General features: G+C 41.0%; 21 protein-coding genes. 8 read left to right on the top strand and 13 right to left on the bottom strand.

All coding sequences use genetic code 11. The features are described 5' to 3' along the window. Positions 1 to 20 precede the first annotated feature (20 nt). On the bottom strand, positions 21 to 179 hold the full coding sequence (locus tag AM629_RS24185; protein ID WP_167338252.1) for a hypothetical protein: 159 nt from the start codon (positions 177 to 179) through the stop codon (positions 21 to 23). Between the two features lie 284 nt (positions 180 to 463). On the opposite strand from AM629_RS24185, the gene dinG reads away from it, so the two are divergent. Then, positions 464 to 2584: an ATP-dependent DNA helicase DinG gene (gene dinG / locus AM629_RS00270; protein ID WP_054475060.1), complete on the top strand. Its 2121-nt coding sequence runs from the start codon at positions 464 to 466 to the stop codon at positions 2582 to 2584. Between the two features lie 60 nt (positions 2585 to 2644). On the opposite strand, the gene AM629_RS00265 is transcribed toward dinG, so the two are convergent. From AM629_RS00265 to rhtA, 3 genes are all read right to left on the bottom strand, one after another. Beyond that, positions 2645 to 2866, bottom strand: a complete 222-nt coding sequence (locus AM629_RS00265; protein ID WP_054475056.1) for an alkylphosphonate utilization protein — start codon at positions 2864 to 2866, stop codon at positions 2645 to 2647. 207 nt (positions 2867 to 3073) lie between these two features. Next, positions 3074 to 3580: a DNA starvation/stationary phase protection protein Dps gene (gene dps, locus AM629_RS00260; protein ID WP_054475053.1), complete on the bottom strand. Its 507-nt coding sequence runs from the start codon at positions 3578 to 3580 to the stop codon at positions 3074 to 3076. 584 nt (positions 3581 to 4164) lie between these two features. Beyond that, on the bottom strand, positions 4165 to 5055 hold the full coding sequence (gene rhtA / locus AM629_RS00255) for a threonine/homoserine exporter RhtA (protein WP_054475051.1): 891 nt from the start codon (positions 5053 to 5055) through the stop codon (positions 4165 to 4167). Between the two features lie 368 nt (positions 5056 to 5423). On the opposite strand from rhtA, the gene AM629_RS00250 reads away from it, so the two are divergent. Then, complete coding sequence (locus AM629_RS00250) at positions 5424 to 5987, top strand: LOG family protein (protein WP_054475049.1); 564 nt, start codon at positions 5424 to 5426, stop codon at positions 5985 to 5987. Positions 5988 to 6283: 296 nt separating this feature from the next. On the opposite strand, the gene AM629_RS00245 is transcribed toward AM629_RS00250, so the two are convergent. Next, the gene (locus AM629_RS00245; protein ID WP_054475048.1) at positions 6284 to 6694 is read right to left on the bottom strand and encodes a hypothetical protein; all 411 of its coding nucleotides are present in this window, start codon (positions 6692 to 6694) and stop codon (positions 6284 to 6286) included. A gap of 1884 nt (positions 6695 to 8578) precedes the next feature. On the opposite strand from AM629_RS00245, the gene AM629_RS00235 reads away from it, so the two are divergent. From AM629_RS00235 to AM629_RS00225, 3 genes are all read left to right on the top strand, one after another. Continuing rightward, entirely contained in the window at positions 8579 to 9616 is a 1038-nt protein-coding gene (locus AM629_RS00235; RefSeq protein WP_054475044.1) for an NADPH-dependent curcumin/dihydrocurcumin reductase, read from the top strand. A 406-nt stretch (positions 9617 to 10022) separates the two neighbouring features. After that, the gene (gene aac(6') / locus AM629_RS00230; protein ID WP_054475284.1) at positions 10023 to 10517 is read left to right on the top strand and encodes an aminoglycoside 6'-N-acetyltransferase; all 495 of its coding nucleotides are present in this window, start codon (positions 10023 to 10025) and stop codon (positions 10515 to 10517) included. 223 nt (positions 10518 to 10740) lie between these two features. Then, positions 10741 to 12336: an ABC-F family ATPase gene (locus AM629_RS00225; RefSeq protein WP_054475041.1), complete on the top strand. Its 1596-nt coding sequence runs from the start codon at positions 10741 to 10743 to the stop codon at positions 12334 to 12336. A 66-nt stretch (positions 12337 to 12402) separates the two neighbouring features. Here AM629_RS00225 and moeB read toward each other — a convergent pair whose 3' ends face one another. The 3 genes from moeB to AM629_RS00210 all read right to left on the bottom strand — a co-directional run bounded on the left by moeB (position 12403) and on the right by AM629_RS00210 (position 15374). Continuing rightward, positions 12403 to 13155: a molybdopterin-synthase adenylyltransferase MoeB gene (gene moeB, locus AM629_RS00220; RefSeq protein WP_054475039.1), complete on the bottom strand. Its 753-nt coding sequence runs from the start codon at positions 13153 to 13155 to the stop codon at positions 12403 to 12405. Then, on the bottom strand, positions 13155 to 14396 hold the full coding sequence (gene moeA / locus AM629_RS00215) for a molybdopterin molybdotransferase MoeA (RefSeq protein ID WP_054475037.1): 1242 nt from the start codon (positions 14394 to 14396) through the stop codon (positions 13155 to 13157). The genes moeB and moeA overlap by 1 nt, the downstream gene beginning before the upstream one ends. A gap of 231 nt (positions 14397 to 14627) precedes the next feature. Further along, complete coding sequence (locus AM629_RS00210) at positions 14628 to 15374, bottom strand: SDR family NAD(P)-dependent oxidoreductase (protein WP_054475035.1); 747 nt, start codon at positions 15372 to 15374, stop codon at positions 14628 to 14630. Positions 15375 to 15852: 478 nt separating this feature from the next. Here AM629_RS00210 and AM629_RS00205 point away from each other — a divergent pair, with 478 nt between their 5' ends. The 3 genes from AM629_RS00205 (at position 15853) to yeiB (ending at position 19039) form a co-directional block, all read left to right on the top strand. After that, positions 15853 to 17040 (top strand): YbfB/YjiJ family MFS transporter, encoded by a 1188-nt coding sequence (locus AM629_RS00205; protein WP_054475033.1) that lies wholly within the window; start codon positions 15853 to 15855, stop codon positions 17038 to 17040. Positions 17041 to 17209: 169 nt separating this feature from the next. After that, a complete protein-coding gene (gene folE / locus AM629_RS00200; protein WP_054475031.1) occupies positions 17210 to 17866 on the top strand; it encodes a GTP cyclohydrolase I FolE in 657 nt (218 codons plus the stop codon). A 27-nt stretch (positions 17867 to 17893) separates the two neighbouring features. Further along, positions 17894 to 19039 carry a DUF418 domain-containing protein YeiB gene (gene yeiB, locus AM629_RS00195; protein WP_054475283.1) on the top strand — a complete coding sequence of 382 codons (1146 nt, stop codon included), beginning with the start codon at positions 17894 to 17896 and terminating at the stop codon, positions 19037 to 19039. Here the strand turns inward: yeiB and sanA are convergent. From sanA to AM629_RS00170, 5 genes are all read right to left on the bottom strand, one after another. Then, a complete protein-coding gene (gene sanA / locus AM629_RS00190; protein ID WP_054475029.1) occupies positions 19011 to 19751 on the bottom strand; it encodes an outer membrane permeability protein SanA in 741 nt (246 codons plus the stop codon). The genes yeiB and sanA overlap by 29 nt on opposite strands. Before the next feature lie 138 nt (positions 19752 to 19889). Then, on the bottom strand, positions 19890 to 21587 hold the full coding sequence (locus AM629_RS00185; RefSeq protein WP_054475028.1) for an NAD-dependent malic enzyme: 1698 nt from the start codon (positions 21585 to 21587) through the stop codon (positions 19890 to 19892). Between the two features lie 214 nt (positions 21588 to 21801). Then, the gene (gene cdd, locus AM629_RS00180) at positions 21802 to 22686 is read right to left on the bottom strand and encodes a cytidine deaminase (RefSeq protein ID WP_054475026.1); all 885 of its coding nucleotides are present in this window, start codon (positions 22684 to 22686) and stop codon (positions 21802 to 21804) included. A gap of 279 nt (positions 22687 to 22965) precedes the next feature. Then, entirely contained in the window at positions 22966 to 23661 is a 696-nt protein-coding gene (locus tag AM629_RS00175) for a CidB/LrgB family autolysis modulator (RefSeq protein WP_054475024.1), read from the bottom strand. 2 nt (positions 23662 to 23663) lie between these two features. Continuing rightward, entirely contained in the window at positions 23664 to 24092 is a 429-nt protein-coding gene (locus tag AM629_RS00170; RefSeq protein ID WP_054475022.1) for a CidA/LrgA family protein, read from the bottom strand. Positions 24093 to 24145 lie beyond the last annotated feature (53 nt).

Here is a 24145-nt window from a genome sequence, read left to right as displayed (position 1 = left end):
AATCGTGTCGTGGTCCGTTATCATTGCTGTATCGGCGCTGTAGTTGCCTCTTGTTGTTGACTGGTTGGTGGTTCCATTGGTGTGGTTGAGCGGGTGTACATATTAAGGCCCGCTAAAAATACGCCGCCGATTGAACCGAATGCAAAGATAGCGATGAACATGATAAGTAATTTTTTCATTATTGTTCTCTGGTGCCATAGAAAATAGAAAGTATATAGGGTTCTGAATAGCTGACAAGGCAATAACCAACTTACTTTTTGGATTATGAATGATGCTTTGAGTAGCTAAGTAGATGAAGTTAAATGAATGTCATTGTCATATACTATTGGTGTGTTTAGTCCGCCTCTTATTGACATGAAATTGGCGTTAAATTATTTAATTAGCCTTGTAGTCTCGATATTGAGCTGATTTCATTTCTGCTCTGTGGGAAAATAGTGCTTCGGTTTTATGACAGCAGAGTTCAATGGCACTTTCCAGTTCAATAAAAAATCAAATAAGCCAGTGGTATAAGGCGTTACCTCAACACATTAATGGCTTTATTCCCCGCGCGCCACAGAGGCAGATGATTGCCGAAGTTGCAAAAACGCTTGCCGATCAAGAAGGGCGTCATTTAGTTATTGAAGCGCCAACCGGAATCGGTAAAACCCTTTCTTATTTGATCCCTGGCATTGCTGTGAGCAGATCAGAAAGTAAGCCATTGGTCGTTAGTACTGCTAATGTTGCTTTACAGGATCAGATTTACAGCAAAGATCTTCCTTTGCTACGCAAAATCATTCCCGATTTGAAATTTACTGGGGCCTTTGGGCGTGGTCGTTATGTTTGCCCGCGTAATCTCGAAGCCATCTGTGCAAACAACAGTGGACAGATAGATTTAATATTTTTGGTTGAGGACAAAACAGAACTTGCTAATAGTGAAGAGAGAGAACTGTGTCGCAGGTTGCACAGTGACTATACAACTTTTGCTTGGGATGGGTTGCGTGATCACCACAAACTGGCTTTGTCTGATACTTTATGGTCGAAAGTTAGCACAGATAAAGCAAACTGCCTTGGACGTAATTGTCAATACTATCATCGTTGTCCATTTTTTATTGCTCGCCGTGAAATCGAAAATGTGGATGTCGTGGTCGCTAACCATGCGTTGGTGATGGCGGCACTGGAGAGTGAATCGGTGCTACCCGACGCCAAGAATTTGTTATTAGTACTTGATGAAGGCCATCATATACCGGATGTTGCTCGGGATTCACTGGAAGTTGAAGGAGACATTACACTGTTTCAACTTAATGGTCAGTTAGATACTTTTATCCGCCATGTTGAGCAATATCTGGTGCAATTCCATCCTGCAAAGCCTCCACGTCTGGCTAATGCTGGCCGTCTTAATGAACATAATGAAAAACTACGGGAATGTTTTAAAGAACTTGCTACTGTGACTCAGGCACTCTTACCTGAGAAAAGTAAGATAGATGAGTATTTGTTTGAGATGGGGAAGTTACCGGATAACTTGCTACTTTGCTGCCAGCAATTGTTCAAATTGACCGATGGTTTACGTGGGTTGGCAGAAGCGATACTGAATGATTTGAGTGAGCAGACAGCTAAACAGGATATTGGCAGATTGCATCGGGCTATTTTGCATACTAGTCGCACGCTTGGATATTTTGAAAATATGACCAAATTATGGCGGTTGGCTTCATTGGAAGAGTCATCTAGTGCACCGGTATCAAAATGGTTGAGACGCCGCTATGAAAAAAATCAGTCACACCTTTATTTCTATTGCGCAGGTATCAGAGTTAGTGAACAGCTCCATCAGTTGCTTTGGCGTAATATTCCTCATGTGGTTGTGACATCAGCAACACTTCGTTCCCTGAACAGTTTTTCCCGTATTCAGGAATTGACTGGGTTAACTGAAAAAGCGGGTGACCGTTTTGTCACGTTATCATCACCTTTTGATCATGTACGGCAGGGAAAGCTGGTTATTCCCAAAATGTCGCTGGAGCCGACAATTGACAATGAAACTGCTCATTTGGAAGAAATGGCGCGTTATTTCAGGGCCCAATTGTTGAGTCGGAAACATAAAGGGATGCTGATTTTGTTCAGTAGTCAGAGAGCTATGGATATTTTTCTCACTTATGTGACGGATTTACGTTTGATGTTACTTGTTCAGGGGGATCAGCCGCGTTATCGGTTAGTTGAAACGCATTGTCAGCGTATAAATGAAGGGCAATGTAGTGTGTTGGTTGGGTTGCAATCTTTTGCTGAAGGTCTGGATTTAAAGGGTGATTATCTGTCTCAGGTTCACATTCATAAAATCGCATTTCCTCCAGTTAACAATCCGGTAATTATTACTGAAGGTGAATGGTTGAAATCGCTTAAACGTTACCCCTTTGAGGTTCAAAGTTTGCCAAGTGCTTCTTTCAGCCTTATTCAGCAGGTAGGAAGGCTTATTCGTAGCCATGAATGTTATGGTGATGTGGTTATTTATGACCGGCGTTTGCTAAGCAAAAAATATGGATTGAGGTTATTAAATGCTCTGCCGGTTTTCCCGATTGAGCAACCGGAAATTCTTTCAGAAAATGAAAAGGATAAATAACTTACACGAAAATTTGTAATTTATTTATCCTTTATGAATAAAATCGGCAGAACGTGTTGTTTATCCTACTTTTTTTAGAAAGCAGGTTTTCAACACTAAACCTTTGATTTTGTCTGCGTTACATTCGATTTCATCTTCACGATGGTTTAAGCGGATATTTTTAATCACAGTACCGCGTTTTAAAGTTGCAGATGTGCCTTTGACTTTCAGGTCTTTGATGACTTGAACAGAATCACCATCATTAAGCACAGTACCATTACTGTCTTTTACTTCGGTATCCATTTTATTATTTCCTCAAGTTATTTATGAAATAAAGCGTAGATTATAGACAATTTATGCTTATTTTTAAAGGATATGACGAAATTTGTCTGCATGACGGGAATTTTATGATGTTTTTCAATGCCGGAGCCTTCGGTGGTGCAAGGCTGATATAAACAGGACTACGGTGTTAGCATAGTCCTGTAAGTAACGCAGAGCTGTTATGATGTTTTATTGCTCAATGTTTGCTTCAATAAACCATAAGAATTTGTCGAGGTCACGGGAGGCTGCGGTAATTATATCTGCCGTATTTTCGTCTTCAATTTCATCAATAGTTGTGCGTATATCATTAGCAACAACGGCGTAACGGTCAGCCAGTGCTTTCAGATGATCTTGCACGTTATGGATATCTATCGGGTAGCTTCTCAGTAAAGTATGTTTATTCACGGCTTGTACAGTTCCAAGCGTGATTCCACCCAGTTGCACAACTCTTTCTGCGAAAGTATCCATGTGTTCAGTAATAGTTACATGGAAGTTATCTAGCATTTCGTGGATAGAAATGAAGTTTCTGCCACGCATATTCCAATGTGCTTGTTTGGTGAGCAGGGAAAGATCAATAAAATGGATCACCATATGATTCAGAATTTCAATTGTTTCCTGCTTAATATCATCGTCAACATCATTACGAGTATAAAGTAGTGTGGATGGTTGTGTTTTAATTAATTTGGCCGTATCCATAATAGTTTTCCCTTAGTATTAATAATGAATTTCTCATTTATTGAAATTAATATATACCCTATGGATTTCAAGATGCATCGCGACGGCAAGGGAGCGAATCCCCGGGAGCATAGATAACTATGTCATAGAGAACTCTGTGACCGGGTGAGTGCAGCCAACAAAGAGGTAACTTGAAAGATAACGAGTATAACTCGACATTGAGCTTGAATCATATAGCTTATTCCTATTAAATCAATAGTCTATTCTTATAAAAGATTTTAGGTAAAATTAGAATTAATACATTAACAATGAAGTCATGTAATTATATACCCTTCATCCTTCAAGTTGCTGCTTTGTTGGCTGCGTTCACTTACCCTAGTCACATAGTTATCTATGCTCCTAGGGATGCGTTCACTTGCCGCCGCGCTGCAAATTGAAATCTATTGGGTATATATCAATATAATAATTCAAAAAACAGGATGATTATTTAGAAAAATATGCAGGACTCATTAAGTGGTGAATAATAGCGATTTTTTTGATAAATAACCGGAGAATTATCCTATTAATTACTCCGGTCGCCATTTTATTTCAATTAAATAAAATTATTAATCGACTTCTACTATTTTAGACTTCCTTTTAATGGTTGATGTAGAACCGATAGAGGAGAAAATAATGCAAAATAGGGCCAGCCATTGAGTTGTCGTTAGATGTTCATTGAGGAACGCAATACCAGATAAAGCGCCGAGGGCGGGTTCAAGACTCATCAAGGTACCAAATGTTTGTGCGGGTAAACGGGTTAGAGCAATCATTTCTAATGTATATGGGAATGCAGTAGACAGAATAGCGATTGCCAGAGCCAGAGGCATAATTGACATATCAAATAACAGTTCTGGACCCGTTTGTATCAGCCCAACAGGGAAAAATATTAAGGCAGCGATAAGTGAACCGATAGAGACTGTTGCTGCTCCGTAACCTGCTCCCGCGCGTTGGCCGAAAATAATATATAGTGCCCAGCAAACACCAGCACTGAGTGCATAAATAATCCCCACAGGGTCTAAGCCATTAATATTATTGCCAATCGGTAACAGGAAAGCCAGACCTGCGATAACCAGCGCAACCCAGAGAAAATCTATTGGCCGGCGTGATGAGAACATAGCTACGGCTAGTGGGCCGGTAAACTCAAGAGCAACGGCAATACCTAAAGGAATCGTGGTTAATGCCATATAAAACGAATAGTTCATTGCCCCGAGCGCAATGCCATAGGTAAGTAGTGGCATAATTGAATCTCGGCGAAAACGCAGGCGCCAGGGTTTAAAAATAAGAAATAGAATGATAGTTCCAAGACCCAGTCGTAAAGCAGTAACGCCAGGTGCGCCGATGACCGGAAACAACATTTTAGCAAGAGAAGCACCGCTCTGAATTGACGTCATGGCAAGTAATAACAGTATTATCGGTATTAACGGAAAAGCACTCTTTTGGAGCTTGGAAGAAGACATCCGGACAAAACCTCAATGAAAATTAAGTGATCTGGTTGGCAATTTTCTCAGTGAAAGGCAGATAACTCAATAGGTTTGAGAAATATAATTTTAAGTAAATATTATCCATTCATTAGATTAGATTAGATTAGATTATATAAAATAGTAAAATTGTTTTTCAGTATTGGGTGATTATTCTCTAAAAAATCAAATAGCATTATGAAATGTGGTTAATTCATCGATGATTGATAATTTCTTTATTATTCTGATTTTACTGGAATTAATTTTCTAATTTATATTATCTCTATACATAAATGAGTTGTGTAATAGTTATATCAATGTATAATTATATTTATTACAGTGAATATAAAGTAACAGGGACTTAGATAATGAAAAGTATTGCCGTTTATTGTGGTTCAAGCCTCGGTATATCTGAAATCTATAAAGAAAATGCTATTCTTTTTGCGAAAGAATTAGTTAAGCGTGAGATTACTTTAATTTATGGTGGGGCCAGTGTAGGCATTATGGGAACTGTTGCTGATACTGTTCTGAAAGAGGGCGGTAAAGTTATTGGTGTTATACCAACATTGTTGGAAAAGCGTGAAATATCACATAAGAACTTAACAGAATTATACATTGTCGAAACTATGCATCAGCGTAAAAGTAAGATGATTGAATTAGCTGATGCTTTTGTTGCTTTACCTGGTGGCTTTGGTACGTTAGAAGAGTTCAGCGAAGTATTTACTTGGAACCAGATTGGGTTGCACACTAAGCCCTGTGGTATTCTGAATATTAATAATTTTTATGATCCGTTGGTTTCTATGATTAATAGAATGGCCGATGAACAATTTTTGCATGAAAAATATCGTCATATGGCAATAATCGAACAAGATCCTATCATCTTACTTGATCGTTTTAACACCTACCAGGCACCATCTGTAAAAACTTATTAATGACCATTTTGTACCCAATAGATTTCAATTTGCAGCGAGGCGGCAAGTGAACGCAGCCAACAAAGCAGCAACTTGAAGGATGAAGGGTATATAATAAAAAGAAGTATCAATGGGATTATAGGAAAATAATACAAACTTTTATGAAAAAGGGCGTTATTTAGAAGGTGGCAGCATAACGGAAATTAATCTTTGATTGAAATGGGAGATGTTACATATTTAAATAAACCATTCCTGTTGAGGAAATATTGATTGAAATATTTTTCACAGGAATGGTTGTTAATATAGATTATTAAATATTAGCTTACAATAGTATATTCTACTATTGGGTTATTACCAATGTCTGCTGTATAGGACAGATGTAAATCATCACCTTCATAATCTGTTGATATTGAATAGCTGCTGCTTCCAATCAGAGGATTATTCCATGTAATATAAATGCTATAGATTTCGCCTTTGCTATCTACAAATACATAAGTACAGCGTCCTGAAACACCACTAATGATACTATTTGAGTCACTTCTCCAAATCGCTTTTCCAGGAGTGCTATCATTGTTTCTATTAATTACTTGGGGAGGAAGAGTTGTCCACTCACCTTGATCTAAGCGAATAGAATCTTGGATAAGTTTGAGTTTATATTCTGATTTATTCGTTACTTTTGCAATAACACTGATTGGTGCTTTTAATGAAATTGCTTCGATCTCTGACATGGTATTACCTCTTGTGATTAATTCTAAAAATATGTTTAAAAAATACCAAGATTTAAATTTAACCTATTTGATTAGATAAATATCTTGAGTGGAACCGACTCATTAGAATTCCGTTTCATAATTTTTCCTTAAAGTTAATTTATTTGTATTTAGAACTTCTTATTCACTACTGTAACCATCTACATTATAGTTAGTGATAATTCTTATCTATTTTAAATACTAAAAAGACAAACTATCTATTAACTATACAAATAAAAACTTTTCTTAATTTCGGTGTTTTTTAAAGATACCTTTTATTTGAGATGAATGCAATTTTTTTACCCTTTGAGTTTTATTATAAAATAATAAGAGATTAATTATATTTTTATACTTAAAAACATAAATGTAGATGATAAAATATATCTATGTTTTTAATAATTTATATACAAAGTGATTGTAATGAAAAACAAAATTTGGTTGCCAGGTTTATGGTTAATTAATGATTATTTTATTATTTATCGAGCATGAATTTGCAATTTTATTGATGAAATGTTAATGCGTTGTGATATTGAATGAGTATAATTTGGTAACAAGCTGTATTTATTTGACACAACGATAATCATATACACTAATTTGATAATTCCCGGTTATTGATTATAGGTTTATTTACTTATTGATTAAGAGAAAATTATATAATGATCCAAGATTATATTCACTGAGGGTATTATTACATGTTTGATAAAAATATCAGAAAAAGGGAATTATTGTAAACGCGATATCATCAATGCTTAATATTGGGAGAGTGAATGATATTTAGCTATTTATACCTGTTATCTTTCAAGTTGCCTCTTTGTTGGCTGCACTTACTCACCCCGGTCACAGTGTTATCTATGACATAGTTATCTATGCTCCCGGGGATTCGCTCCCTTGCTGTCGCGATGCATCTTGAAATCTATTGGGTATATTTTACTTATTGTTTTAATTAAGGATTGCGTTTTACGTTAAATTGAAATCACATTACGGTATTGTTTTATAATTTACAATATCAATAAGCAAGGAACTTCTCGCTATTCTGTTAAAAGTGAAAATTAAAGGTTTCCATCATTACTGGATTATTCTATTGATGAAATTTTGGAGCAGTAATTATGTTTCAGAATTAAGTTATAGGTCAGCGGGAAGAGGATAGTAAGTTGTATTAAAATGTAATTTCATACCTTTTTTTGTCGACAGGGAAATTTCGGTTTAATTATAGACGACTGTTTTAATAATGTGTACGCTATGTCCATGCAAACGAACAGAAACTCCCAAGATATATGTCAGCACATTCTAGAAATCGCTCAACAAATTATTGGGTGTAAAGGTTTTGTAGCGGTTAGACTCAATAAAATTTTGAAAGTGTCAAGATTGTTAAAAGGCGCGTTTTGCTATTATTTGGCGTTAAAAGAGGTATTTGACGCTACTATGCTTGAAGATTGCTTGACGCATTATCTAGAAAAGATGAATAACATCATAGCGGACTGCTAAGGAAAATCTAAAGTACAAGCAGCGCTGGCGAGGCGGTCAGGTGATAGCGCTCCCCACCCGCCTGAGTCACGAAGTGAGAAGGTGGGAGTAGAGGATGTCAAGAAGGTGGGTTGAATTGTACTGCTGAAGAAATCTTTCCATTGACTGAAACCTTATTCCAGATTGGGTTGAGCACCAGTTTAGATGGCTAAGATCACGGAGAGTAGCGCACCGTTATAGAATGCTTTGGTGACTACGAAACGATTGCTGGAGGCATAAAAGGCAAAAACACTGTTGGAGATATCACTATTCACCTGTGTTTTTTTATACCTAAGCGTTAGACGACTAGTCTACTTTTAGGATATTTCGATGATATTGACGTTATGTTGAAGGAGAATATGAATGTTTCAAACGCAACAAATAAATCGCCGTATCGTACTAGCTTCACGTCCGCATGGTGCTCCTACATCCTCTAATTTTCGTCAGGAACAGCAACCTATTCCTGAGATTAAGGAGGGGGAACTTTTGTTACGTAGTGTTTTTCTTTCGCTGGACCCTTACATGCGCGGGCGTATGAATGATGAAGCCTCTTATACTCCATCGGTAGAACTTGATGATGTCATGGTTGGTTCAACGATAAGCCGGGTAGTGTCTTCAAATCATCCGGGATATCAGATTGGTGATTGGGTATTGGCGGATGGCGGTTGGCAGGATTATGCCATTTCCGATGGTAGTAATCTTACCAATTTAGGGCAATCGCCTTCTCATCCGTCTTATACATTAGGCGTGCTGGGTATGCCTGGCTTTACTGCTTATACGGGGCTATTAGATATTGGTCAACCTAAAGCGGGTGAAACATTAGTTGTTGCGGCTGCAACGGGTCCGGTAGGGGCAACAGTTGGTCAAATTGGTAAGCTTAAAGGCTGTTACGTCGTTGGTGTCGCAGGTGGTACAGAAAAATGCCGCTATGCTGTTGATGTGTTAGGATTTGATGCTTGCCTTGACCACCATGATCCAGACTTTGCTGACCAATTGAATAGTGCTTGTCCTAAAGGTATCGATATTTATTTTGAAAACGTGGGGGGCAAAGTGTTTAACGCAGTTTTGCCATTGCTCAATACTTTTGCTCGCATTCCGATTTGTGGGATGGTGTCTCTCTACAACGCGACCCGTGTTCCGAAAGGGCCAGATCGTTCGCCTTTGTTAATGGGGCAATTGTTACAGAAGCGAATTCGAATGGAGGGGTTCATTATTTCTGATCATTATGCTCGGCGTTTTGATGAATTCTGGCGTGATATGTCCACTTGGCTCGCTGAAGGGCAGATCAAATACCGTGAAGAGATAGTGACAGGTTTGGAAAATGCTCCAGAGGCGTTTATTGGTCTGTTACAAGGTCATAATTTCGGCAAATTAGTTGTCCGTGTTGGCCCTGATAATTAAATCCTGCGAGGAGAATTAAAGGGGATATCACGCTAGATATTAGCTATCGTATCTTGCAAGCAAGTCTTTGAGCTGGAAGAATGCCTCGGGTTGCCCGGGGCTTCTCTACAATAAAATAAGAAATTGAATTCTCCGAGTAATAACTTGTTGTGTTGTCCCTAAAGATTTATAAATGAATAGATATCGAAGATAATCTTGATAAAGTGTCTATACCCAATAGATTTCAAGATGGATCGCGACGGCAAGGGAGCGAATCCCCGGGAGCATAGATAACTCTGTGACCGGGGTGAGTGAGTGCAGCCAACAAAGAAGCAACTTGAAAGATAACAGGTATATAAGATATAGAAATTATTTTCACCAACGAATTAACAACTTTATTGACTAAGAAAGAATGTCTGAGCCAAGAATGAATAGAAAACATCAGCAACCACCATATATTCAGTCTAAAAATGATCTCTACCAGATTGTGATAAGTAATAGTTATAATTTTAATGATTGGTTATATCTGCGTAGTGCATTATGGCCTGCGGCATCAGAAGAAGAGCATAGCGAAGAGATGAACTCGATTTTAGATTCTGATAATCAAGTCGCTTTTATGATCCAATCTGGTACCGGTGATTTTTGTGGTTTTGCAGAGGCTTCACTGCGCTTTGAATATGTAAATGGGTGTAATTCTTCACCTGTAGCTTATCTTGAAGGGATCTATATTACCCCGGAATTCAGAAGGAAAGGTTTGGCGACTCAACTTGTTACACATATTAATCGTTGGGCTAATGCTCATGGATGTACTGAAATGGCATCTGATACCGATATAAATAATCAACAATCACAGAATCTTCATTTATCACTTGGATTTATGGAAACAGAGCGGGTGGTTTTTTTCAGAAAATCAATTAAATAGATCTATACCTAATGGATTTCAAGATGGATCGCGACGGCAAGGGAGTGAATCCCCGGGAACATGTGCATTGTTTTCTTACAGTTACAACATAACTCTATATTGCGCCTTTGTTAGCTCAAAGAATGCTCAAAACTTCCCGCGACCTCTTACTCTTGTTGTGGCATAATGCGCCGCTATCGATTTTTCCGATTTCCCTTTTGTTTCTAATTTAAGAGCGAATGCTGTGTTAAGTACAAACAACATCACCATGCAATTTGGCAGTAAGCCCCTGTTTGAAAACATTTCTGTCAAATTTGGTAACGGTAACCGTTATGGTCTGATTGGCGCTAATGGTTCTGGTAAATCCACTTTTATGAAAATTCTTGGTGGCGATCTGGCACCAACTGCTGGCAATGTCAGCATGGACCCCAATGAGCGTATTGGTAAACTACGTCAGGATCAATTTGCCTTTGAAGAGTTCACTGTACTGGATACCGTGATTATGGGGCACACGGAATTGTGGCAGGTGAAACAGGAACGTGACCGTATCTATGCGCTGGCAGAAATGAGTGAAGAAGATGGCTATCGTGTTGCGGATTTGGAAGTAGCCTATGGTGAGATGGATGGTTATAGTGCCGAAGCGCGTGCCGGGGAGCTGCTGCTGGGTGTTGGTATCCCGGTAGAGCAGCATTATGGCTTGATGAGCGAAGTGGCTCCAGGCTGGAAATTGCGTGTATTGCTGGCTCAGGCACTGTTTTCTAATCCTGATGTTCTGTTATTAGATGAGCCAACTAACAACCTGGATATTGATACTATTCGTTGGTTGGAACAGGTGCTGAATGATCGAGACAGCACCATGATCATTATTTCCCATGATCGTCACTTCCTGAATACGGTCTGTACTCACATGGCAGATCTTGATTATGGTGAATTACGTCTATTCCCCGGTAATTATGATGAATATATGGTTGCCGCAACTCAGGCTCGTGAACGTTTGGTGGCTGATAATGCGAAGAAGAAAGCACAAATTGCGGAGTTGCAGTCTTTCGTCAGCCGCTTCAGTGCTAATGCTTCTAAATCAAAACAAGCGACTTCCCGTGCCCGTCAGATTGATAAGATCCAATTGGAAGAAGTTAAAGCATCCAGCCGTCAAAATCCGTATATCCGTTTTGAACAGGATAAAAAATTATTCCGTAATGCTCTGGAACTGGAAGGTTTGACTAAAGGTTATGACAATGGTCCTTTGTTTAAAAATCTCAGCCTTTTGTCAGAAGTTGGCGAGAAAATGGCAGTTATCGGTGCTAACGGCATAGGTAAAACGACTTTCCTGAAAAGCTTGGTTGGTGAAACAGAACTAAACAGTGGCACGGTTAAATGGTCTGAAAATAGCAGTATTGGTTACTATGCTCAGGATCATGCCGGCGATTTTGATTGCGACCTGACGGTTTTTGACTGGATGGGCCAGTGGAAGAAAGAAGGTGATGATGAACAATCCGTTCGCAGTGTACTGGGGCGTTTATTGTTCGGTCAGGATGATATTAAGAAGAAAGTTAAAGTATTATCTGGTGGTGAAAAGGGCCGGATGCTATTTGGCAAGCTGATGATGCAACAGCCAAATATTCTGATAATGGATGAACCAACAAACCACCTGGATATGGAATCCATTGAATCCCTGAACCTTGCTCTTGAATTGTATAAAGGTACTTTGATATTTGTTTCTCATGATCGGGAGTTTGTCAGCTCATTAGCAAGCCGTATTCTGGAAATCAAATCTGATAAAGTTGTTGATTTTAAAGGGACTTATGATGAGTATTTGAGAAGTCAGGGAATTATTGGGTAATATCCTGGCAGAATAACGTACCCCGGTTCAGATAATCGGGGTATGTTATTTCCATCTATGAGTGGATTAACAACTACACACTTCGCAGTTTGGATCTTTAAGTAATGTAATATTGCGAAATTGCATCGTCATGGCATCAAACAGTAAAACTTTTCCGCTGTTTATCTTACCGTATCCGGTAAGTAGTTTGATGGCTTCCATGGCCTGCAATGTACCGATGGTTCCTACCAGTGGTGCCATAACACCCATTTCTACACAAGTTAAATTGTTTTCACCAAACAGCCTACTCAGGCAATGGTAGCAAGGGGAATCCGGCTGATAAGTAAATGTTGTCAGTTGTCCTTCCATACGAATTGCTGCCCCAGAAATCAGAGGCATTTTCTTTGCGAGACACAGGCAGTTTAGTTGTTCACGAATCGCCACATTATCAGAGCAATCCAATATCACATCATTCTGACCGATAAGTTCCTCCAGCGCTTGATCTTCCAGTAATGCATTAACAGTTTTGATTGTGACGTGTGGGTTTATTGCTTGAAGAGTTATTTGTGCCGATTGTACTTTAGCCATCCCAATGCGTTCGTCTCGATGCAGGATCTGCCGTTGTAAGTTTGAGAGAGAAACAGTATCAAAATCCAGTAGTGTTATTGTTCCTACGCCTGCTGCTGTCAAATACTGGGATGCTGCACAACCTAACCCACCCGCACCGACTATCAGTATTTTCGATGATTTCAGCTTTTCCTGACCATCAAAATCAAATCCGCGTAGGACAATTTGACGGTTATAGCGTAGGGTTTCTTCGTCTGTCAGTTCAATGGTCATTATTCGTTTTTTAGTAAGTGATTGAACAATTCGATTTCGACATTTTCGCCAGCTTCTACCCGTCCACGTTCGCGTTCCAGAACGATAAAGCAGTTACCCAAGCTAAATGAGCTGAATATATGAGAGCCTTGATGCCCTGTAGTAAGAACTTCCAATTCCCCTTGTTCATTCACAGAAGCAACCCCGCGTTGGAAATCCGTTCTTCCCGGTGTCTTTTTTAAGGGGGTCGTAACCTTAGCACGGATACGCATTGGTGGTTGCCATGCAGTAAAACCAGACAGGCGGGCGATTAAAGGTTGAACCAATTGGTAGAAGGTGAGGGCGGCTGAAACCGGATTGCCGGGCAAACCACAGAACCAGGAATTTTTTAGTTTGCCAAAAGCAAAAGGTTTGCCGGGTTTTATTGCCAGTTTCCAGAAGCTGATTTCTCCCAGTTCATCCAGAATTTGTTTGGTGTAGTCTGCTTCACCTACAGAAACGCCACCACTGCTGATAACTAAATCAGCTCCTTGATCCGCTATTTCAAAAGTATTGCGCAGTGCTTCGGGGGTATCTGCAATAACACCTAAATCAATTATGTCGCAACCCAGTTTTTCCAGCATTAAGCGAATGGCAAAACGATTGGTATCATAAATTTGGCCTTCTTTAAGCGGTTGACCGATAGCTTGCAATTCATCACCGGTGGAAAAAATAGCAACTTTCAATTTGCGGACCACTTCAACTTTGGCGATTCCCAAAGATGCAATCAGTGGCAATTGAGCAGTGGATAATTTACTGCCTGCCGGTAGTACCACTGCACCTTTAGTCATATCTTCGCCTGCCAAACGGATATTCTGGCCTTGTTTGGCTGGTTGAGTGAAAACCATACCATCAACAGCAATTGCTGCGTGTTCTTGCATAATGACAGTATCAGCACCAGTAGGAATAGGCGCTCCAGTCATAATTCGGATACAGGTTGTCGCTGACCATTCTCCTTGAAAAGGAACACCTGCTAGGGCTTTTCCTGCCAGAGGTAGTGGCTTATTGCTGTTTAAATCGACATAGCGTACTGCATAACCATCCATTGCTGAGTTAGCAAAAGGTGGAACATCAATAGGAGAAATAATATCTGTAGCAGTAATGCGCCCCGATGATTGGGTAAGGCTGACGGTTTCTGTGTCAGTCAGTGGTGTCGTTTGCGTCAGAATTTTTTCCAGCGCTTGTTCCAAAGAGATCAATTCAGAGGTATGACAGTGATCCATAATGATACTCCCAGATAGCATTTTGTAATTGCGCTATTATGGCAGAGATCATCGTATGTGTTAGCGATATTTAACTTTGGCGAGGTTTCATGTATTGCATAAATGCGGCGATATGGGTGTTGGTTGCCCAAAACGCCGCAAACAATAGGTAACAAACAGATAGAATATTGCGATTAACCTAGTATCTTGAAGTTTGCTGTTGTAATAGCCAGGTTAAAAAGCCGGTGGGGTCTATAAAGTTTGACCACATTCAACCTTAATGATCTGTCCTGTCATTGCTTCTGCTTTTAATAACATCAAGGTGACTTCTGCAATATCTTCTGGTGTTGCGATTCGTCCTAAAGGCAAATGCGTACAGAGCATCTGCATTTTTTCCTCTCTTCCTTTCCACCATCTTGTTTCGACCGCTCCAGGTGCCACGCAGTTAACCCTTATCGATGGAGCCAGTGCCCGAGCTAGGGATCTTGTTAGTCCGTGAACCGCTGATTTGGAAACTGCATAGGGAATAGAAGAACCAAGGCCAGTTTCGCCAGCGATACTTCCAACATTCACAATAGCACTTCCTGCTCTTGCTTTGAGATAGGGGGCAGCATATCGGCAGCAATGAAATGTGCCTTTCACATTAACGTCGATAATGGTATCCCAAATATCATCAGATATAGCCTCAAGATCTTCAAATTGAAGTTGCTTTGTTGTCCCTGCATTATTAACTAGATAGTCGATTCCGTTAAATTTTTCCACGACGGTGTTTATCATGGTTTTTACTGCTGATTCGTCGGCAACATCCGCTTTTATTGCTATGGCTTGTCCCCCATCCCTAATAATAGATTCGGTTGTTTCCAATGCCTCAAGTTCACTTTGTGAATAGATCACTGCTACAGCTGCACCTTGTTTCGCCAACATAACACTGATGGCTCGCCCGATACCGGTCGCACCGCCAGTAATAATGGCTGTCTTACCTTGGAATTCTTTATGCATAAAAACCTCCTCAATAATTTAGTACGTAGCTTGACGAATCATACCTCTCCTATAGACAGGCTTGCCAGTATCATTATATCCCCAATGGATTTCAAGATGTATCGCGACGGCAAGGGAGTGAATCCCCGTGAGCATAGATAACTCTGTGACTGGGGTGAGTGAACGCAGCCAACAAAGCAGCTGCTTGAAAGATGAAGGGCATAGAACTATTAGATAGAGGTCTGGTTAATATTACGTTGTAAATGCTCGATGTGATTTTGTGTGGACTTAATTTAACAAGGTGAATTCATGATGCAGAACATGAGAAATAATATACTTTGCTATTTCCAGTACTGTAATTCATAGCTTACTTGTTCTTTAATTATAGGCAGAAATAGTTTACGTTCTTTGAGGAGAATTTTGTTGGTCAAAAGTGTCTATTATATTTATTTTTTGTTATAGCTTATGATGATAAATTAAAAATAATGTCTTCATCACTATGAGCAATATAAAATCTTCCCAACTGAGCCATAGCTATCAGTCTTTCCATATCGCAATGAGTGGGTTTTTAGCTCTGGTTGTTGCTATGGGGATCGGGCGTTTTACCTTCACGCCTCAAGTTCCTTTAATGATTGCAGAATCCCAATTGAACCTGACCGGGGCGGGTATCGTCGCAGCTTTAAACTATTTGGGTTACCTGGCTGGCTCCTATGACGCGATGCGGGCGCGCAGATTTATTGAATATCGACTCTGGACAGGATTATGGGGAGCGGTGACCATTACGTTGCTTTCTGCGCTATTAAATGGACCGGTATTACACGGTATCGCTCGTTTTTTTATCGGTTGGGCAAGTGGCTGGACATTAGTGTTGGCGGCGGCATGGGTCAATGAACAGTTAGCCAGATTAAACCGTCCTGCGTTGGGTGCTGCTGTGTTTGCGGGACCTGGCGTGGGGATATTTATCAGTGGCATCCTTGCGGTAGGTATTCAAGCATGGCAACTGAATGCTGCCGAAGCATGGATACTGTATGGCATTTTGGCTCTGATACTTAGTGTTTATGTTAGTCGGCATTTGCCTCGTAGTGGTGAGCTACACCGTTCGCAGACAGAGGTGAAAAAACTGATTTTGACACCTGCAATTAAGCGATTGGTATGGAGCTATAGTTTGGCGGGGTTTGGTTATATTTTACCTGCCACTTTTCTTTCACAAATGGCAAGTGAGCGTTTTCCTGGCAGTTTGTTTGCTCAGTTTGTCTGGCCTATATTTGGTGCCGCTGCGGTAATCGGCATTGGTTTCGCTATTCTAACCCGTGGTATACTGACAACCCAAATCCGGCTGGCGATCACTTTATGGATTCAGGCGGTAGGTGTGCTTATGCCTGAGATTATGCCGGGAATAAGTGGTCTGGCGTTAGGATCTTTGCTGGTTGGTGGTGGTTTTATGTGCGTGGTGCAAATGGCGTTTCAGTATGGACGTGAATTAGCCCCAGAACATAGTCGCTACATGGCTGGGTTGTTAACTACAGTATATGCTATCGGGCAGTTGGTTGGGCCAATGTTATCTGCGGTTTCTACTGCGGTAACTGGGAAATTGGAACCCGCTCTGTATGTTGCATTTATTACACTGGTGATTGCTGGGTTGTTAGTTTGCAATAGGAAGAAACCAAACAGCGAAGTTTGTGTGTAAAAAATTCATACGATAATGAAAAGCAATCACTGGATAATCACCACGTGCTCATTTACAGTGTATGAAATAGTTACCAATGCGTTGTGATTACCTTGTTGTGGTACCCATGATTCAAACATCAATTTTACTACCCGCCAGATGATGGAAAGTAATATCTTTGGAGAAAATAATGTCATCCCTAAGTAAAGAAGCTGAGCTTGTGCATTCGGCGCTGGAAGCTCGTGGTCTTGAAACTCCTTTGCGTGGTCAGGCGTTGGCACCGGAAGTACGTAAGGTGCGGATTGAGGAGCATATGACGGAAATTATGAAACTGTTGAATCTTGATCTAAGTGATGACAGTTTGGCGGAAACTCCTAGCCGTATTGCAAAAATGTATGTTGACGAAATTTTTTCAGGGCTGGATTACAGTAATTTCCCGAAAATTACACTGATAGAAAACAAAATGAAAGTGGATGAAATGGTGACCGTGCGTGATATCACGTTGACCAGTACTTGCGAACACCATTTTGTGACTATTGATGGTAAAGCTACCGTTGCTTATATTCCAAAGGATAAAGTGATTGGATTGTCTAAAATTAACCGCATTGTGCAGTTTTTCTCACAGCGCCCGCAGGTACAAGAACGCCTGACACAACAGATTTTGATTGCATTACAAACACTGCTTGGCACCAATAATGTCGCAGTATCTATTGATGCGGTCCATTACTGTGTGAAGGCACGAGGCATCCGTGATGCAACCAGTACCACGACAACAACGTCTCTGGGTGGTCTGTTTAAATCCAGTCAGAATACCCGTCAGGAGTTTTTACGCACGACTCGCCATTGATAATTTTTACATCGGGATATAAACATGATTCGCCAGAGAATTGATACACTGGATAGTATTCGTGGTCTGGCGATTCTGGGAATATTGCTACTCAATATCTCTGGTTTTGCTTTGCCATCTGCTGCTTATCTGAACCCGGAATATAATGGCTCGGCTTCCTCATCTGATTTGCTTATTTGGTCTGTACTCAGCATTTTTGCTCAGGGAAAATTCCTGTGTATTTTTGCCTTTTTATTTGGTGCAACACTGGAGTTACTACTGCCAAGGGGCAAAATCTGGAATTATCCGCGATTGCTCATACTCGCCCTGATAGGGGGGATACATGGCATTTTGCTGTGGGATGGTGATATCTTGCTCTCTTACAGTTTAGCGGGTTTTTTTAGTTTTTATCTGATTAGTCAAAATAACGCCAGCAACAGGTTGTTTATGAAAGGCGCTATTTTTTATTTGGTTGGATTAGCGCTGTTATTTATTCTTGGGCTTTTATCAAGAGGTGAATCTAATAATAATGGCTGGCAACCGACGGAATTCCATGTGCTATACGAAACATTCTGGAAAACAAGTGGTGGCTGGCTGGCAATAGAAGAGCGTTTCAATCAAGTCATATCGATGATGGTCATGATGTTTGCTCAGTATGGCTGGCAGCTTATTGGCATTATGTTATGTGGGGCTGGATTAGTGCGTAATGGCTGGCTAAAAGGTGAGTTTTCAGTGAGCCATTATCGAAATGTAGCGTTATTGCTGATACCACTTAGTGCTGCCATTCAGATACTTTCTGTAGTCATCCAATGTGCTTATGGCTGGGATTACTTTTGGTCAGGTATTGTCGGCTATATTCTTTCCGAGTTGGTAATACCTTTCCAGGCATTGGGTTATATGGCGCTAATATATGGCTTTTGGCCGGTGATTTCAGGTTGGCGAATTAATTATTGGCTCAGCCAGGTTGGACGAATGGCTATGAGTAATTATTTACTGCAAACCTTAGTCTGCACAACGCTGTTTTATCACTTTGGGTTGTTTGGCCAATTTAGCCGCTTGGAGTTACTTGCATTTATTCCTCTCATCTGGGCGGTGAATATTCTTTTTTCATGCTGGTGGCTACGCCGTCACCAACAAGGACCGTTAGAACGGTGCTGGCGTGATGTTACGGCTGCATTGGCCCGGCGCTCTTAGGCTGGGCTTGATCCATTTCGCGTAACTCTTCTGGTGCTACTGCCGGGTAACCCGTTATGCCTTCCGGTACTTTGTGCGGAGCAGGGATTGGGATCAAAGGGCCAAGGAAGCGAGGCTCACGTTTCAGAATATAAAGATCAGTCAAGGCACCAAGACGAGCAATTATTTCGCGTAACCGAACGGTGATCATATTTTTGGGTGTAGAAACCGCATAACACTGAGCGGCAATTCCCATATGTATAGCGATAAACATAGCCCGTTCGCAATGGAATCGTTGAGTTATAATAGTAAAATCATTGGTATCAAAAACTTTACGGGTTCTGACGATTGAATCAAGTGTTCTGAAACCAGCAAAATCCAAAACGATATTTGCAGCAGGAATACCCGCTCTTACCAAATCCCTACGCATGGTTACTGGTTCGTTATAGCTTTGCTGAGCATTGTCACCACTTAGCAACAGATATTTGATTTTGTCACTGTTATAAGCATTCACTGCTCCCTGAATACGGTACATATAATACTGATTGGGTGCGCCAGAGAGGTAATATTTAGAAGTACCAAGCACCATACCTACTTCACGTTGAGGAAGTTGTTTGAGGTCATCAAAGATATAGGGAGCCGTTTTCCAACTAATCCAGCGGTCAAGTGCAATGGCTGTCAGTATCAGCACCCCTGAGAAGAATAACAGACCAATTATCAGGCGCTTCCACATGCTTTTGCCTTTATATACATCAATGACTGAATTCAATAAAGGCTACTTTACCTGAAATGCCTAAGCAAGTTTTCTCTGTAAGAAAAAAACCTGACAGCAAGACTGACAGGCTTTTTTAGGTCTTTTTAAGGCTAAAAATCAGAATGAAGTGCGTTTATACACGCGATATTCAGGTTTCCAGAAGTTTCGCTCAATAGCTTCATCCAGTGCACCATCTGACGTGACAGTTGCAACACCTTGTATTTGTGCTTCTTTTGCAACTTGTTTAGCAATTTTGCGTGAAACTGCCTGAATATCATCAATGAGTGGTAGTAATGGGCCTTTACCCTCTTGAGCCAACGGTGAACAATCAGCCAGTGTCCGACTTGCCGCCATCAACATACCATCAGTGACGAGTTTGGCTCCTGATGCAATGGCACCTAGGCCAATTCCAGGGAAGATGTAGGAGTTGTTACACTGAGCGATTGGATACTCCTGACCTTTGTATTTTACCGGATGGAATGGGCTTCCTGTTGCAACCAAGGCGGCACCATCGGTCCAGTTGACAATATCTTCGGGGCGGGCTTCAACACGGGAGGTCGGGTTGGATAATGGCATTACGATTGGACGTTCGCAGTGTTTGTGCATCTCACGGATGATCTCTTCTGTAAACAGGCCAGCTTGACCTGAAACACCAATCAAGACAGTCGGTTTGGCGTTACGAACAACATCGAGTAGAGAGATTGTATCGCTATTCACATCCCATGCAATCAGTGAGTCGCTTTTTTGTACCAGTTTGTTCTGAAAATCCAACAGATTTGGCAGCTTATCTGTCAGTAAACCAAAACGGTCAACCATGAAAATACGAGCGCGAGCTTGTTCTTCACTTAAACCTTCAGATTTCATCTGAGCAACGATCTGTTCTGCGATACCACAACCGGCGGAACCTGCTCCCAAGAAAGTAACAGTTTGATCTTTCAATTGACGACCCGCAGCGCGGCTGGCTGCAATCAAGCTACCCAGAGTAACAGCAGCCGTTCCCTGAATATCATCATTAAAGCAGCAAATCTCATGGCGATAGCGGTTGAGTAGCGGCATGGCATTTTTTTGCGCAAAATCCTCAAATTGCAACAATACGTTTGGCCAGCGGCGTTTAACGGCCTGAATAAATTCATCAACGAATTCATCATATTCTTGACCAGTAATACGTGGATGACGCCAGCCCATATATAGTGGGTCATTCAGGCGCTGTGGGTTATTAGTTCCCACATCCAGTACCACTGGCAGCGTATAGGCTGGGCTAATGCCACCACAGGCGGTATACAGGGAAAGCTTACCGATAGGAATACCCATCCCGCCAATACCTTGGTCACCCAGGCCAAGAATGCGTTCGCCATCGGTAACAACGATAACTTTTACATTTTGTTTGGTCGCGTTTTGCAGCATGTCATCAATATGGGCTTTGTTTGGGTATGAGATGAACAAGCCTCGGGCGCGGCGATAAATATCGGAAAAGTGTTCACAAGCCTCACCTACAGTTGGGGTGTAGATGATTGGCATCATTTCGTTCAAATGTGCATCCAGCAGGCGGTAGAACAGGGTTTCGTTAGTGTCCTGAATATTTCGCAGATAAATGTGTTTGTCTGCATCATTTTCGAAATCAAGGTACTGTCGATAGGCTCGTTCAGCTTGCTCTTCGATGGTTTCGACGGCTTCAGGTAATAAACCATGCAGGTTAAAGTTGCTACGCTCTTCTTCAGTAAAGGCACTGCCTTTATTCAGCAGGGGGAATTCCAACAGGATTGGGCCAGCATAGGGAATATATAATGGACGTTTACTTTCGTGTTCCAGTTCCATGAATCTTACTCTTTGAACTAAATGGATAACAAGGTCAATTATAGATCCTAAGAGATAGGAAAAATATGTACAGTAAATGTTACTTAATTAGAGGTATTATGGGTGAAAATGAGAGATAACATCCAGATTTGGCTAATAAAATGTTACGTTCACTGTTTTCATTGAGGAAAACCCTCTATCTGATATAGAGGGAAAATTGAATTTTTCATCGAACTTAGAAGGTGTAGTGCTCAAATTTACTACAACCCAAAGTAGCGAGTATGGATTGAGTTGCGCTTCGTTGGGATAAGTGGCTGTGTTTTCCCTCAATGAGTACCGCTCTTTCGATAGCCAAATAATCACCACCAGACATATTCATCAAAATCAGTGCTGCTTGTAGTGGGGGTAAGCTTGGGTTAAATGCAGCATTTTCTGCGTAACGGCCAGAATAGATTTTTCCGTTTTTTCCCAAAAGTGCGATACCACTGTATGAATTGCTGTATGGGGCATGGCTCTGGTTTGCTGCATCTAGTGCAGTTAGTACCAGTTTATCGGTGGTTTCTAATTTATAGCCATGATTAATCGGGTCCATTAACAGAGTGGTAATCCCCAGATCGTTTGGACCAAATGAATCGGGTAAATAGTCACCTAATGTTGAAGGTGTTTGCTTTGGTAGATGGACCTCTAGTTGTGTGCCACTATTAAGTTCGTTCATAAACTGACGGCAGTGACCGCATGGAGAGTAATTCACGGTAATGGATGTCAATTTTTTCTCGCCCCGCAACCAAGCGTGGGTGATAGCACATTGTTCAGCATGAATTGTTTGCTGTAACGGCACGCCGGTAAATTCCATATTGGCACCAAAGTAGAGGTTTCCGCTTTCTCCACGGGCAATTGCACCGACATTAAAATGCGATATCGGCGTGAGGGAACATGCTGCTGCTAATGGCAGCAGAGCAATCGCCAATGTGTTATCGTCAAAGCCACAGGCTTTCTTGATGGATTTCGCTTGTTCAGCGGTAAGCATAGCAGGAAAGTTGTCGTTTCCTGCATAGGGCAAAAGTGCATCCTGTAGTTTAGATGGCAACTGTGCCCAGATAGAGTGAAAACGAGCTTGCATAGAACGATCTCCAAATTAAGTTAAGATAATTTTAGGCTGTTTGGTCAGGTTTTTAATGTGATTAACATCATATATACCTGTTATCTTTCAAGTTGTCTCTTTGTTGGCTGCACTCACTCACCCCGGTCACAGTGTTATCTATGACATAGTTATCTATGCTCCCGGGGATTCGCTCCTTTGCCGTCGCGATCCATCTTGAAATCTATTGGGTATAGATGGTGAAATTTTTGTAATTAAAGCCAGTAATTTAGAGATCTGCATCAAATTTTTTAACTATAACTAGCCAAATAAGTATAGTAGCACTGGGAACACAAAAGGGGCCGTCAGTGAAGTAATGATACCGCAGGTCATCAGTGCTAATGAGCTATATGCGCCTTCAATAAAATTAACTTCCGCGCAACGGGCGGTACCTAAAGCATGTGATGCGGTTCCCATTGCTAAGCCGCGGGATGCTTTAGTTTTTACCTGCAAAATATCGAATAGGTTATGACCAAATACGGCGCCAAGAATACCGACAAAAATGACACAAGCGGCGCTAATTGCAGGAATACCGCCGATAGCATCGGCGACTGCCATTGCGATAGGCGTAGTGACTGATTTAGGAAGTATAGAGGCTGCCATTTCAGGTGTGGCGCCTGTCCACAGTGCAATAGCAGTACCTGTCACCATAGCAACGATACTGCCGATAAAACAGATACTGATGATGGATTTCCATTGGGCCCGGATCTGGTGCAGCTGTTCATATAAAGGAAATGCCAACGCAACCACGGCGGGCTGGAGCAGATCATTTAAAATCCGGCTGCCTGCGAAATAGTGATCATAGGGGGTATTGGTTATTATCAATATCGGAATAAGCACTGCGATAGAAACCAATAAAGGATTAAGAATGGGAACTTTGAGCTGTAGTGAAAGTTTTCTTGCAATGTAGAATACAATCAATGTCAGTGGTAGTGACCACCAAATATGACTTAACATTTTTATTTCTCTTGTTTCTGTTGTTCAATCTTCACTTCTGATACGGAGCCAATAACCGGACGTTCACGGTGAATATAATGGGAACTGTAAGCAACGATAATCATAACAACGGCGGTGCTGATCAAGCATGAAAGGACAATCGGTAGCATCTGTTGGCTGATCTGATCGTAATAATTCATAATGCCTACACCGATAGGCAGAAACAGCAGGGTCATATTTTTCAGTAACAGGCTACAACCGGGTTTTGCCCAGTGAGCAGGGATAAGCTGGAAAGCGAGTAAAACGAACAATATCAACATACCGATAATACTGCCAGGGATAGTGATGGGTAGCAGGGCAGAGACGGCATTACCTGCCAGTAGACACAGATAAATCAGTACAAATGCTCGCAGGTACTGCCAACCTATAATCAGTACTTCACGAAACGACATAACAAAATTCCTAATTCCAGTGAGGCATTCATCATACAATTAACGCTGAAAAT

Origin of the sequence: Photorhabdus heterorhabditis (assembly GCF_001280945.1) — a bacterium.
GTDB lineage: Bacteria > Pseudomonadota > Gammaproteobacteria > Enterobacterales > Enterobacteriaceae > Photorhabdus > Photorhabdus heterorhabditis.
The sequence above is the reverse complement of the archived record's forward strand: the minus strand, read 5'-3'. Positions and strand labels throughout refer to the sequence as shown.